Origin of the sequence: Robertmurraya korlensis (assembly GCF_023715225.1) — a bacterium.
Classification (GTDB): domain Bacteria; phylum Bacillota; class Bacilli; order Bacillales; family Cytobacillaceae; genus Robertmurraya_A.
The window spans coordinates 232,500-245,402 of the sequence record NZ_JAMBNS010000005.1; the positions used below are offsets into that span (position 1 = coordinate 232,500).

The 12,903-nt window shown below is 37.2% G+C and carries 13 protein-coding genes; 12 read left to right on the forward strand and 1 reads right to left on the reverse strand.

Annotation, left to right across the window (positions count from 1 at the left end; all coding sequences use genetic code 11):
* Positions 1 to 22 precede the first annotated feature (22 nt).
* The 11 genes from M3175_RS11595 (at position 23) to pepF (ending at position 10,249) form a co-directional block, all read left to right on the forward strand.
* On the forward strand, positions 23 to 586 hold the full coding sequence (locus tag M3175_RS11595; RefSeq protein ID WP_251519052.1) for a sigma-70 family RNA polymerase sigma factor: 564 nt from the start codon (positions 23 to 25) through the stop codon (positions 584 to 586).
* On the forward strand, positions 579 to 1,709 hold the full coding sequence (locus M3175_RS11600; RefSeq protein WP_251519054.1) for a hypothetical protein: 1,131 nt from the start codon (positions 579 to 581) through the stop codon (positions 1,707 to 1,709). Before M3175_RS11595 ends, M3175_RS11600 begins: the two co-directional genes overlap by 8 nt.
* A gap of 101 nt (positions 1,710 to 1,810) precedes the next feature.
* The gene (locus tag M3175_RS11605; RefSeq protein WP_251519056.1) at positions 1,811 to 2,617 is read left to right on the forward strand and encodes a Cof-type HAD-IIB family hydrolase; all 807 of its coding nucleotides are present in this window, start codon (positions 1,811 to 1,813) and stop codon (positions 2,615 to 2,617) included.
* A gap of 266 nt (positions 2,618 to 2,883) precedes the next feature.
* The gene (locus tag M3175_RS11610; RefSeq protein ID WP_251519058.1) at positions 2,884 to 3,492 is read left to right on the forward strand and encodes a TetR/AcrR family transcriptional regulator; all 609 of its coding nucleotides are present in this window, start codon (positions 2,884 to 2,886) and stop codon (positions 3,490 to 3,492) included.
* An 11-nt stretch (positions 3,493 to 3,503) separates the two neighbouring features.
* A complete protein-coding gene (locus M3175_RS11615; protein ID WP_251519060.1) occupies positions 3,504 to 4,115 on the forward strand; it encodes a TetR/AcrR family transcriptional regulator in 612 nt (203 codons plus the stop codon).
* Positions 4,116 to 4,263: 148 nt separating this feature from the next.
* A complete protein-coding gene (locus M3175_RS11620; protein WP_251519062.1) occupies positions 4,264 to 5,778 on the forward strand; it encodes a carboxypeptidase M32 in 1,515 nt (504 codons plus the stop codon).
* A gap of 72 nt (positions 5,779 to 5,850) precedes the next feature.
* Positions 5,851 to 6,726 (forward strand): GNAT family N-acetyltransferase, encoded by an 876-nt coding sequence (locus M3175_RS11625; protein WP_251519064.1) that lies wholly within the window; start codon positions 5,851 to 5,853, stop codon positions 6,724 to 6,726.
* A gap of 243 nt (positions 6,727 to 6,969) precedes the next feature.
* Positions 6,970 to 7,356 (forward strand): hypothetical protein, encoded by a 387-nt coding sequence (locus M3175_RS11630; RefSeq protein WP_251519065.1) that lies wholly within the window; start codon positions 6,970 to 6,972, stop codon positions 7,354 to 7,356.
* A 20-nt stretch (positions 7,357 to 7,376) separates the two neighbouring features.
* On the forward strand, positions 7,377 to 8,027 hold the full coding sequence (locus M3175_RS11635; protein WP_251519067.1) for a PspA/IM30 family protein: 651 nt from the start codon (positions 7,377 to 7,379) through the stop codon (positions 8,025 to 8,027).
* A gap of 116 nt (positions 8,028 to 8,143) precedes the next feature.
* Positions 8,144 to 8,338 carry an IDEAL domain-containing protein gene (locus M3175_RS11640; protein WP_066049157.1) on the forward strand — a complete coding sequence of 65 codons (195 nt, stop codon included), beginning with the start codon at positions 8,144 to 8,146 and terminating at the stop codon, positions 8,336 to 8,338.
* A 123-nt stretch (positions 8,339 to 8,461) separates the two neighbouring features.
* Positions 8,462 to 10,249 (forward strand): oligoendopeptidase F, encoded by a 1,788-nt coding sequence (gene pepF, locus M3175_RS11645; RefSeq protein ID WP_251519069.1) that lies wholly within the window; start codon positions 8,462 to 8,464, stop codon positions 10,247 to 10,249.
* A gap of 53 nt (positions 10,250 to 10,302) precedes the next feature.
* Here the strand turns inward: pepF and M3175_RS11650 are convergent, their stop codons facing one another.
* Positions 10,303 to 11,967: a hypothetical protein gene (locus tag M3175_RS11650; RefSeq protein ID WP_251519118.1), complete on the reverse strand. Its 1,665-nt coding sequence runs from the start codon at positions 11,965 to 11,967 to the stop codon at positions 10,303 to 10,305.
* Between the two features lie 165 nt (positions 11,968 to 12,132).
* On the opposite strand from M3175_RS11650, the gene M3175_RS11655 reads away from it, so the two are divergent.
* On the forward strand, positions 12,133 to 12,795 hold the full coding sequence (locus tag M3175_RS11655) for a hypothetical protein (RefSeq protein WP_251519124.1): 663 nt from the start codon (positions 12,133 to 12,135) through the stop codon (positions 12,793 to 12,795).
* Positions 12,796 to 12,903: the final 108 nt, after the last annotated feature.

The window sequence follows — 12,903 nt, forward strand, 5'->3', positions numbered from 1 at the left end:
TAAAAAAGGAGGGGCTTGAATTTTGAGCTTAGAAAAAGAAATAGAAGAAGCCCTAGCTGGAATATATGAACGTGAGAAAATCATCGAAATGGTGATGGATGAGTACGGAACAAAATTAAAACGAATGATTTACTCCTATGTAAAAGACTGGGAGGTTGCCAGTGATCTTACTCAAGAAGTTTTTATCACGGTTTATGAGAAACTATTGTTGTTTAAAAGACGATCATCTTTCAAAACATGGATCTACACCATAGCGATTAATAAAAGTAAAGACTACCTAAAAAGCTGGCATTATCGAAATCTCGTAATCAATGAAAAGTTATTCTCCTTTAAACAGAGTGGGGAGAAATCACCAGAGGACCTGCTTTTGCAAAAGGATGTGCGCTCAGAACTCGCAAAAGCCATTATGGCTATGCCTGTAAAATATAGAGAAGTATTTTTGCTGCATTATTATCAAGATTTTTCTTACAGTGAGATTAGTGAAGCACTCGGACTTCCTTTAGCAACGGTAAAAACAAGACTATTTCGAGGAAAAGAAAGATGTAAACGCTTCTTAAATAATGAAAGGGGAGAACAACATGGCTGATATTCATACGCAGGTGAAAGAGGCCGTTCATACGACTGCTTCTGAAAAATCCGTGTTCACAGAACTAGAAAAGCAACGAGTTCTCCGAAAAATACGATCTGGAGATACAAAAAGCACAAAAAAGTCTAAACAATTTGTTCCAAAAATGGTCACTTCTATTGCTGTTGCGGGGTTTTTAATATTTATCGGTGGAATCATTGGATCAAATATCCAAAACAACAATAAATCATCACAAAATAACACTATTGCAGATGTAGAAAAGTTTTACCCTAACCTACAAGATGGTGAGGTGTTAAATGGCTGGAGCCTCCTAAAAAAGGGACCTTACGACGGGGGAAAAAGTGAACAAGGCGCGTTATTGCATGCTGTTTTTCAAGGAGAAGCTCAAATTACTGGTACTCTAAAATATTATGATATAGATGATTCAGAGCGCCCGGATCAAATTTTGTTTACCCCGGATAAGCTTTCCTTACAATCCTTGCCTGTAGAGGAGGGTAGACATCCAGATCTTACTTTCGCAGCAAATGAGCAACGAAAACTAAAAGCCGTGTTCGGGCTTGGAACAAATCGCATCGATATAGGGGATGTTACACTCATTGTTGACAACTATACGGCTAGGTATTTAAAAGGAAAAACGCTACCAGATACAGTAAGTTTAAAGGAAATTGTCTTACCGGAAGAACCCGAAGTTCAATCCACACCGTTTCATATTCAAGTAGATCAAAGTCAGAAACTGGAACTATCAGCCGTTCTTCTTGAACGATATGAACAATTCAAGGACACCAAAGATAAACAAATATTAAGTGGATTATCTCCATCAGAGGTTTTCCAGCTTTTCTTTTATGCGGAGGAAATCCAGGATTATGAAACACAATATTCACTTTTTATTGACGATGAAGAATACTTAAAAGTATTTGAAACGTATGAGGATTATCTTGTTGCCAAACAACAAAATCCTAGCAACAGCTTGTTAGAAAAAGTAAAATCAGGAACCTTGTTTGAGCATATAATTGATGAAACTTCTGCTTCAGTTAGTATAGAAGCAGAAACAACCGGCTTAGGGTTCGGATTATCTAAAAATAAACATGGAATTTGGTGCGTAAACTGGCTACCTATTCAATAATTTAAAAAATGCCACCTATTCGAATTGATAGGTGGTCGTTTTTATGTAAAAATAAGATATGTTAAAAAATATTACAAAAATTCAATTCTAGTTAGGTGTGAATGTGTGTGAAATGTGTTGCCCTTGATTTAGATGGTACTTTGCTCAATTCAGAGCATGAGGTATCTGCTGAAAACGAAAAAACGATCCGAAAGCTTCAAGAGCAAGGGGTAGAGGTGATCTTAAATACAGGACGAGCTTATGCTGATGTTGTGAAAGTTAATGCGATTCGCGAGCTGAATTGTCCAATTCTTACGTTAAATGGATCCGCGCTTTATGGGAAGGACGGTTCTTTATTATACGAAACGACGATACCTGTTGCTGTTTATAAGGAAATGCTGACAGAATTAAAAAAGCTTTCTGTAGGAATATTGGTATATACAAATCACGGAGGGTTCCCTTGTACACTTCCTGGATTAAGAGGCAAAAGTGATGAAGAACTAAAAGAGCTATTCCTTTCATACGATTATGACCATATTTTACAAATCGAGGATTTAAAGATTTTCAAATGTATTGCGGTAGTTTCTTATGAAGAGCTTGAGAGAATTCAGCTCGTTAAGGAAAAATTATCCGATTTTGAAGAATTAACTTTGGCTTCTTCCTTTCCAAATAATGTTGAGATTATGTCAAAAGAAGCTCATAAAGGTAAAGCGATTCAGCGCTATGCTTTGATGCATAATCATGTGTTTTCTGAGATTTATGCATTTGGTGATGGAGGTAACGACTTACCAATGTTCGAAATCTCAACAGCATCGGTTGCCATGGAGAATGCACCGACTGAAGTAAAGGAAAAAGCTACGTATGTAACAAAATCAAATGATGAAGATGGAGTTTCTCACGCGATTTACCATATTTTAAAGCTATTATAAGCAGTTTTTGGTCGTTTCCCTCTTGTTTTTGAGCAGGAGGGGACGATTTTTTCAAAAAATCACTTGTTGTTTTCAAATATTTTTGCGATAATCAGAACTTATTTGCTATTATCGGAAAATATTTGCGATTCATGAAATTTATATGCGATTAAAAATATTTATTTTCTATTTTCAGAATTTACTTGCGATTATTAATATTTATTTGCGAAGAAACTAATTTATTTGCGATTCACCATTCAATCATAACAAAAATAAAGGAGGAGCTTATGCCAATCGTTTCCGAAGAGTACAAAGAAGAAAAAAAAGAGCAGATTTTAGACAGTGCGTTTGAATGCTTTGCGAAAAAAGGCTTTCAAACGGCGACAATGGATGATATTGTTGCCCATTGTGGGATGAGCAAAGGTGCAATCTACAATTATTTTTCAAGCAAGGAAGAAATCTATTTAGACCTTCTTACACGTGCAACTGACAAAAACTTTGTTCAATACCATAAACACTTTGCCAAACATCGAACAGCAAGTAGCAAAATCGATTATCTATTTAACGCATATTTATCTGCAAATCCCATTGACCGTAATCGGTTAGAATATATTGTTGTTTTCTACGAATTTAATCTTCATAGCACAAGGGATCCTGACCTTCTCCAACAACTTCATGAGAGAAAAAGAAAATTGGTTGCTTTAGTAAATGACATTATTCAAGAAGGACAAGAACAAGGTGAATTCAAACAGGATATTCCATCTCAACTATACGCTGAAAGATTTTGGACGATTATCGATGGTGTCAATCTTCATGCGGTATATGATGAATTTCCATATTACGATGTGCTAAGGGAATTAAAAGATATGTATTTAGAAGAATTAAAATCGGAATAAAGGAGGGTACTATGCCAATCGTATCTGAAGAACATAAGAGACAAAGAAGAAATCATATATTATTGAGTGCACAGCATTGCTTTGCGAAAAAGGGCTATCACATCACGTCTATGGATCAGCTTGTTCAACATTCTGGACTTTCAAGAGGAGCGATTTACAACTATTTTAAAAGCAAAGAAGAAATATACCTAGAACTGATGAAAGGGATAGTGACTCGAGAAATAGAACCCATTGAGTCGCAAATAAAAACCCTTCCTACAAATCTTGAAAAAATAGCCTATCTGTTTGATCATTATTATCAGCTAGAACCAATGTGCGAAGAGCAAAAGGAAGCATTTTTCGTACAACTTGATTTTCAATTGTCCGCATCTCGAAACCCTGATATGATGACCCTCTTAGATGAATTACATAAAAATATGAAATTCGAATTAGTGAAATCGATTTTACAAGAAGGAAAAGAGGCGGGAGAGCTCAAGTTAAATATCCATATTGATATTTATACTCATATGTTTTGGTCGTTTATTGATGCGGCAAATATGCAACGAATTCTATTCCCTGAGCTTCCGTATCAATCGATCATAAGGGATCAGAAGCAGTCCTTCCTAACTAAGATCACTAAATAGACTTATCGGTATGTTAAAATCCTTCTTTGAAACTACGCATTTTTTCGCGAAAATTGACCGATTATTTACACTTGATAATATTCTGAATGTTCCATATAATGAAAATAAACCGATCAGTCGGTTAAAATCATTAGAGGGGTGTTTGGCTATGACTCAATCGGTTTTACATACGGCTCTTGAAAGATTCCAAGCATTGGACGAAAAAATTTCACACTTAGAAAGTATCGCTGGTCTCCTTTCATGGGATCAAAAAGTAATCGCACCAAAAAAGGGAAGAGCCCAGTTTTCAAAAGCATACGGGGCATTGCAAACAGAAATATTCGAGCATATGATCTCTCAGGAAATGGGAGAACTTTTAGATCAGTTGTCAGAAAGCAATGAGAATTTTGATACAGTAACAAAAGCGAAAATCCGTTTACGAAAGCACTTTTACAACCGCTCAAAGAGTATTCCTTCTGATCTATATAAGGAATATTCCGTCTTGTGCAGCGATGCCAATGATGCATGGGAAGAGGCTCGTGAAAAAAATGACTACGGTCTTTTTCTCCCTTATTTAGAAAAAATCGTAGAAATTAAAAAGAAATTCATTGAATATTACGGGTATGAGAAGCATCCTTATGATGCATTACTTGATGAATTTGAGCCCGGCTTAACGGTAGAAGTACTTGATCCACTTTTCGCTAGCTTAAGAGAGAAAAGCATAGCACTGTTAAATAAAATTAAAGCTGCCACACATCAGACACCAGTAAAAATCGTGAAACAGCCATTTGCCATTGAGAAGCAAAAAGAATTTAACCTCTACATGCTCCCACAATTAGGCTTTGATCTGGAAGCTGGTAGACTCGATGAAACGGTGCATCCATTCGCCCAGACGGTAAACACCGGGGATGTTCGAATTACGACTCGCTATCTAGAAGACAATGTCCTTTCTGCCTTGTTCGGTACGATCCACGAGGCGGGTCATGGAATCTACGAGCAGCAAATTAGCTCAAATTTAGAGGGAACCGTTCTATGCTCGGGTACTTCGTTTGGAATTCATGAATCACAGTCTCGCTTTTTAGAAAATATGGTGGGACGAAGTGAGGCCTTTTGGCAATACTTTTTGCCAAAGCTTAAGGAATTTTTCCCCGCTCAGCTTCATAACGTTGAATTACAAGAATTTTACGAGGCAATTAATACGGTGCATCCATCATTTATTCGTGTGGAGGCAGATGAACTTACGTATAATCTGCATATAATGCTGCGGTATGAAATTGAGAAGGAATTATTTGAAGGAAAACTAGAGGTAAGCGAACTCCCAGCTGTTTGGAATAAGAAGATGGAAAAGTTTCTAGGAATTGTCCCTCCAACAGATACTTTAGGTGTACTTCAGGATGTTCACTGGTCATTCGGTGGCTTCGGTTACTTTCCGTCGTATTCATTAGGAAATCTGTATGCGGCACAACTATTAAAAACGATGAAAAAAGAACTCCCGGAATTCGACCAATACTTAGAAACCGGTAATTCACAACCAATCATGAGTTGGTTAAAGGACAGAATTCATCAACACGGAAGGTTATATACTCCAAATGAATTAATTGTTTCTGTGACAGGTGAGCAACTAAATGCCACTTATTTGGTTGAATATCTTGAAGAAAAATATAGTCGAGTGTATCAGCTGTAGATACTAGAAGGGTGTGCCAAATCAAGAGAGTTTCCCACTTTCAGGCACACCCTCTTTTAAGGAGAGATACCAATGTTTAAAATCAAAAGATTAAAAGATTGTGAGATTTCAGAAGCAGTTGAGGCATGGAATATAGGCTTTGAGGGATATTACTTCGATTTAACAATGACTACCGAAAAATTCATGGCTAGAATGGCTTCCGAAGGACTTTCTGATGAATTGTCCGTTGTTGCCTTCTGGAATGATAAACCAGTTGGATTAATTGTAAATGGTATCAGAGAGTTTCAAGGTGAATTAATCGGCTGGAACGGTGGAACAGCAGTCGACAAGGATTACCGAAGCAAAGGTATCGGAAGAAGAATGCTCGAAGCCACATTAGATATTCTTGAAGAAAATAACGTGAAAGTGTCGACACTAGAGGCTATTAGCGAAAATAAGGGAGCCATTGCTCTCTATCAATCTCTTGGGTACGACATTATTGACCACCTCGAATGCTTAGAAAAGAAAGAAGGTCACACACCAGTCGTCAGGTCAAACGGTTTTCAAGTAAAAAGTGTTTCACTTGAAGAAGTAGGCAATCTACCGTTCTACCAAGGAAAAAACCCTTGGCAAACCCACTGGCAAAGCGTTATAGATGGGGAAGCATTGATTGCCGAAGATACCTTTGGAAATGCCCTTGGTTATGCCTATTTCCGTAAGATATTTTCAGAGGAAGGAATGCATACAGGTACCACTTTGTATCAATGTGAAGCAGATCGAAGTAGAAGCGATCAAAAAGAAATCATACAGTCTCTATTAGCAGAAGCTTTTCATCCTTCCAGTGACCATATTCGTCACTATGTGCCTAACTTACCGAAATTGAGCAGTTCCACTACTCATGGTGTATTAAAAGAGATGGGATTTGAACCCGTTGTTCATCTTGTTTATATGAAACAAATCCTAAGCTAACCAATCCGTAACCTTACTCTACAAGATGAGTAAGGTTTTTTTGGATCATTAATGAATTGTTCCTCTCTTTTCCTACATTTCGTAAAGGATCGTTAATAGTTTTGACATATCTCCTCGATATGATAGTAACAAGCCCAGGATATAGTAGCCTCAGCGAAAGAGAAACCTTGGAATCCCCCCTCCAATGAATAACTCATAAATGAGGCTGCGAATCCGGTTCATAGGGAGAGGAGGTGTAGTTGATTGAAAAAGTTTCAGTGGCTGCTTTTCTTCCTTTTACTTGCAGTTGCTTTTAGTATAGGAGTCTATACAGCTCCCTATCTAAACGGAACAACACAATGGGTACAATCCTTGCCAGATGTAAGTAACTGGAATGTAAATTATAATCCACTACCGTTTTTAATGGCACTTAGTATGTCAACGATACTTACAATCATTAAAATGGTTACTGCGTTCATCGGTTGGCTCCTTTGGAGTAAAACGAAAAAGCTGAATTTAGTTAAGCTATCAGGTTTACTATTGTTCGCTTTTTCCATCATTTCCTTATTACCTATGTTATTTGCAGTAGGGATGATTGGATTAGCTTTATTTTTAGTAACAAAAAGTAGAAAAAGAACCATAATGGAATGAATAAGAGGAGGAACTATAAAATGGGATTATTTAATCGTTTAAAAACAATCGCAACCGCAGACTTACATGATGTACTAGACCGAATGGAAGATCCAATTGTGATGCTAAAGCAGCATCTACGTGAAATGGAACAGGATATTGCCAAAGGGGAAGAAGCTTTAGCCAAACAATTGTTTTTTGAGAAGAAACAAGAAGCCCAATTAAATGAAACTAGAGCATTAATAGAAAAAAGAGTGGGACAAGCTGAAATAGCTGTTAAAAAAGGGGACGACGAAACAGCGAAACAATTAATCTTAGATAAAATTGAACTTGAAAAGAAGGAACAGGTATATGCTTCACAACTTGAAGCTCTGTCACAACAAACGAAAAAACTAGTTCAGCTAATTGAAGATTATAAGAATAAATATAAGGAATTAAAATATAAGCAGCAGCTTCTTATTTCAAGAGCTCATGTGGCAAAAGTGACTGAATCCATCGAACAATCATTTGCGACTTTTACTCCTGGCAGTGCCGTGAAGGGATTTGAACGTGCTGAAGAGAAAATCCTTGCTCTTGAAGCAAAATCAAAGGCAAGAGAACTGTTTCAACCGTCCGTTGACATAAATAAAGTATATGATTACGAGCTTGAAGAACAAGTCCAAAAAGAATTAGAGAAGATGAAGAACAACTAATACGAACACTCTGATCACTCCTTAACAAAAAGTATTCCGAAAAAATAAATTATTTAATTATTGAATTTTCAGAAAACAAATGTTATTATAGAAAAAAGGTTAAGGAGTGATTTCCAATGGAAAAGTATTTGCTAAATTCACCACAACAACCAACTGAAGAACAATTGTCGTCAGCCGCAGATATGGTCATCCGTCAAGCACTACTTGATTATCGCAAAGATAAGTTAAGAAAGGAAATTGATGATTCCTTAGCCACGAGAAATAAAGAAGAGTTTTTCCGACTAACAGACGAATTAAAAAATTTAATGTAATTAAAAATTAATCGACGACCACACAATTGTGTGGTTTTTGTTTTTTATACGTTATTCGATTTGTATTGGCGTATAATGGATATAAATAGAAAATATTACATACATAAGGAGTTGTTTTCGCCTATGACTACCTATACATCTCGAGAGCAAGTACCCACTCAAGAAAAGTGGAATTTAGAAGATATTTATCCTGATTTAGCATCCTGGGAGAAAGATTTTAAGCAAGTCGAAGAAATGACGAGTGAATTAAAAGCTTTTGATGGCAAGATCCAGGATGGAGCCAGCCTCTTTCAATTTTTACAGAAAAAGGAGGAGCTTTCCTATAAATTCAATCATTTGTATGCCTACAGCATGCTAAGGGTGGATGAAGACACTCGTGTCACGGAGTCACAAAGCTACCTCGAACGTATGAAAGGCCTAGGTATTAAAGTAAGTTCCTCAACGTCATTTTTTATGCCTTATCTCTTGAGTTTAGAAGAGAAGGATTTAAAAGCCTTTATTGAAGAAGAGAAGGGCTTGAGTTACTTTGAAGAGGATTTATTAGAATCGTTTCGTTACAAGCCGCATGTTCTATCTAAGGAAAAAGAAGAGCTCGTTTCCCAGCTTGGGGAGGCTTTTTCCGCACCAAGCACCATCTATGGAATGATCAACAATGCGGATATAAAGTTTGGAGAAGTGACACAGGAGGACGGAAAAAAGGTCGAACTCACACGTGGATTATATTCAAAGTTGATTGAAGATGAGAACCGTGAGAAAAGAAAAGAAGCGTATAAAGCATATTACGAACCTTATATTCAGCTAAAAAATACAATAGCTTCTACACTATCGAATTCAATAAAAAATAATGTGACGATGTCGAAGCTTCGTAATTATCCATCTGCACTTGAAAAATCATTGTTTGGAGATAATGTTCCAAAAGAAGTATACGATAATTTAATTATGTCAACAAAACAACATATTGCACCGATGCATCGTTATAATCAAATTCGGAGGGAAAAGTTAAACCTCGATGAACTTCGAGCTTATGACATGAGCGTTCCAATCGTAAGTGGAGTGAAAATGGACATCACGTACGAAGAAGCGTACGAAACGATGATAAAAGCACTAGCTCCTCTTGGAAGTGATTATATTGAAACACTAAAAACCTTCAAGGATTCTCGCTATATTGACGTTCGTGAGACAAAAGGGAAGCGGTCTGGAGCTTATAATCTTGGAATTTATGGCGTTCACCCGTATATATTATTAAACCATCAAGATGATTTGGATAGCATGTTTACGCTCGTCCATGAATGTGGGCATGGTGTTCATAGTAAATTAAGTGCGGAGTATCAACCGCAAATTTCTGCAAGATACAGTATTTTTGTAGCTGAAGTAGCTTCCACCGTAAACGAAGTACTTTTAATCAATTATTTACTACAACACGAAACGAATCCTGACATTCGAAAGCATCTATTAAACCATTTTATTGATCAATTTAAAGGAACATTTTTTACACAGGTCATGTTTGCAGAATTTGAGAAAAAGACACATGAAATGGCGGAGCAGGGAACTCCATTAACCGTTGATGTATTTAATTCAACGTATGAACAGCTTTTTCGAGAATACAATGGAGAAGTACTTATTTTTGACGAGGAAGTCAAGTACGGGTGGTCACGAATTCCTCATTTTTATCGTCCGTTTTACGTATACAAATATGCGACTGGCTACGCATCCGCCATCCATATTGCCTCGAATCTACTGTCTGGCGATGAAAAGGTCCTTGAATCGTATTTAGAGTTTTTAAAAAGCGGAAGTTCTGATTATCCACTCGAGCTTTTAAAGAAAACCGGCGTGGATCTGACGAATAGTGAACCCATCGAATCAGCGATGAAAAAGTTTGCTGAGCTTGTGGACGAATTTGCTAGTATATAGGCCTCGTTTTTTACCTATCTAAAAGGACGAACCAAATTGGTTCGTCCTCCATTTTATTTCATACTATCAATTGTTAACTTTTTCACCTGGAGAAAGTCCTCGCCCGAATCCAAATACGTGATAGTTACTTTGTCTCCACGCTCTAAGTAGATGGCTAGTGGGTTATTTTCTGATGAAACAGAATAATTCTGTTGATTGTTAAGCAGGAAGGATACAACCGTATAATCTCCGATTCGCTCCTTATAAACCCGAAGCACTTCACCACTCGTTTCCCTTTCTTCTGCCTTTGAGGTTCCATCTAGCTTACTACCTTCTCGTTGTAAAGCTATCTTATATTTTTTTAACGCTTCGTTAGGTGTTTCTGCATAGGATGATATTTCAGGGTTTGCTGCTGAAACGATAAAATAATTTTGAAGAAAACCATTGGAATCAAGAACAGGAGTGAGCCAGCTTGCTTCTCCATAGAAATTGTAAAGAACAGGCATTTCTCCATCCCATTTTTTCTCAATGAATTTTTTATCGATAATTTCAAGAGCTCCTCGAGAATCCATATATGATTCTTCTAAATTCCCAGTATAAAAGGTGGCTTTGCCGGTCCGTGAATTTGTTAAGGAGTATCCAAGCATAGAATCTACTCCTTCTTTCGGACTCGTAAAATCTGTAAAGTAGTACATCACACCGTCCTCATCAAAAATTGGGCTTACATTGGCCTCCGTTCCTTCATCAGAAGGCAACTTAACATCTGATTTCCCAAAGAAGCTATTCCAAAATCCATGTACAAAATTGCCGTAATAACTATTTTGTAAACTCACAGCTTCAGGAGAGACGGAACCATCAAGAAATTCTGGTGCTGACTCTAGATCAAACGCTTCTGCTTTTCCAGTCGAGGGATCAACAAGAACAATTCCTTCCGCTTTAAAACCGTTTCGCGCCGAAATAAAACTTCCATATGTTCGAATATAATAAGGCTTACCAACATCATCGATTTCAAGTTGCACATCACCGTAGAAAATGTTCTTTGGATAGTTGAGACGAATATGACGTTCTAAATTCTTCTGAAAATAGGAAGAAGGAGTGTACTTCATGCCAGATTGAACAAATTTAGGATTCGCAGAGGAATCTGTTGCACTTAAGGTAAAATAACCCGGTGTTTCCTCGCCTTTAATCCATTTGAAAAAGCCTGAGAACTCAACAGGAGCGATGTAGACAAATTGTCCATTTACTTTCTGTATTTGTAAATTACCGAGTTCATAATAACTCGTATTGGGAACCTGTCCAAAAGCCTTTCTCATTTTATTTCTAGCAAATTGGGGCGGTACACTTGCTGGAGTCACACTTTCATCAAAGGCCGGAATCTCGACTTTCTCGTCCATTTTGGAAAGCTCATACTTCTCATTTGCATTGAACACAAAGGCAGATAAAAAATAAATTCCCATGCCAAGTGCTCCGAGGGAGATGATCCCTTTCAACTTTTGCTCCTTTCCCTTTGAAGCGATCGTTCCTCCAATTGATGCCAAAAGTATTAAAGACCAAAGAGTACTGAAGTTTTGATCCAATTTTGTGAAATAAAAGAATCCGAACACCATCAGAACAAGAAACGCTGTAAATGCCAATGCGATCCCTGTAACTTTCGTTTCTTTTGTCATTTTAGAAAAAGGGATAAGCAGAATGCTCGAAATAATTCCTGCAAGCAGTGAAAAGATTAGAATGTTCCCCATTGGTAAACTCCTTTCGGTGATTTTATATGGTTTACGGGTATAATAGGTTATTTGTTTCAGGTTTTTAAGAATTGTAATAGGCTTGTAATATTTTTACCAAAATCTGAAACTTTTTATCTTTGAAATCGTCTAATAGATATGGAGTTATTTTTAGGGGGGAGTCATTTGAAAAAGAAAGTTTTGACCGTTTTATCACTGCTCTTCGTTGTTATTGTTGTTAGTTTTTCACGTTTTTTAGATGTCGGTGCAAATGTTACAGCCGATCAGGGATCATCACCAAGTGTAAGTCATGATGTTCCGAAAAGAGCAGAGGTCTCCCTAGGAAAAACAATGGATAATGAGTCGGCATTTTTAGTTGCTCCCGAAGAGGAAGAGGTAATGGAAGTGGTAGCGGTTGTTTCAGAAGCTGCTGTAGAAACGACGGAGGTCGTGAGCAAAGGGGAAGAAGAAGCTAGTATACCGGATTCAATCGAGTTGTTTGGATCAACATATGAGAAAGTTACAGATGAAAAATTTTCTGTTTATATAAATGTCGCGAGTGAATTAGAGGCTGGGTTTTATGCTATCCCAAATAGTGATGTTTTTGCGATAGTCAAGAACGGGGAAGTACTATTTCAGATGTCTACCGGAATTAAAGCTATACCAATGACAAATGTAGAATTATTGATTCTTATTTTTGAGAAAACTGGAGAGCTTAACCTAGTAGGACCTATCGTGGACGATATTCGAAAAGTCGCCTCCACAGGGGAAACAATTAGTGTAGAAGGTGAGAACTACACTGGATATAGCGTATTTATTCAGGATGAATGGATTCTCGTATCGTTCTAATCAAATAAAAGGGCCGCCTAAATGGGTGGCTTTTTTCATTGGAAAAGGATTTTTGCCTCCGCATATCAAGCAGCCTATCCATATCTCATCCAGGGGGGAGTGGATGGG

Excerpts from the sequence above, each read along its gene's own strand:
- M3175_RS11600 (WP_251519054.1), top strand. The coding sequence starts at position 579 with ATGGCTGATATTCATACGCAGGTGAAAGAGGCCGTTCATACGACTGCT.
- M3175_RS11605 (WP_251519056.1), top strand. The coding sequence starts at position 1,811 with ATGTGTGTGAAATGTGTTGCCCTTGATTTAGATGGTACTTTGCTCAAT.
- M3175_RS11610 (WP_251519058.1), top strand. The coding sequence starts at position 2,884 with ATGCCAATCGTTTCCGAAGAGTACAAAGAAGAAAAAAAAGAGCAGATT.
- M3175_RS11615 (WP_251519060.1), top strand. The coding sequence starts at position 3,504 with ATGCCAATCGTATCTGAAGAACATAAGAGACAAAGAAGAAATCATATA.
- M3175_RS11620 (WP_251519062.1), top strand. The coding sequence starts at position 4,264 with ATGACTCAATCGGTTTTACATACGGCTCTTGAAAGATTCCAAGCATTG.
- M3175_RS11625 (WP_251519064.1), top strand. The coding sequence starts at position 5,851 with ATGTTTAAAATCAAAAGATTAAAAGATTGTGAGATTTCAGAAGCAGTT.
- M3175_RS11635 (WP_251519067.1), top strand. The coding sequence starts at position 7,377 with ATGGGATTATTTAATCGTTTAAAAACAATCGCAACCGCAGACTTACAT.
- M3175_RS11640 (WP_066049157.1), top strand. The coding sequence starts at position 8,144 with ATGGAAAAGTATTTGCTAAATTCACCACAACAACCAACTGAAGAACAA.
- pepF (WP_251519069.1), top strand. The coding sequence starts at position 8,462 with ATGACTACCTATACATCTCGAGAGCAAGTACCCACTCAAGAAAAGTGG.
- M3175_RS11650 (WP_251519118.1), bottom strand. The coding sequence starts at position 11,967 with ATGGGGAACATTCTAATCTTTTCACTGCTTGCAGGAATTATTTCGAGC.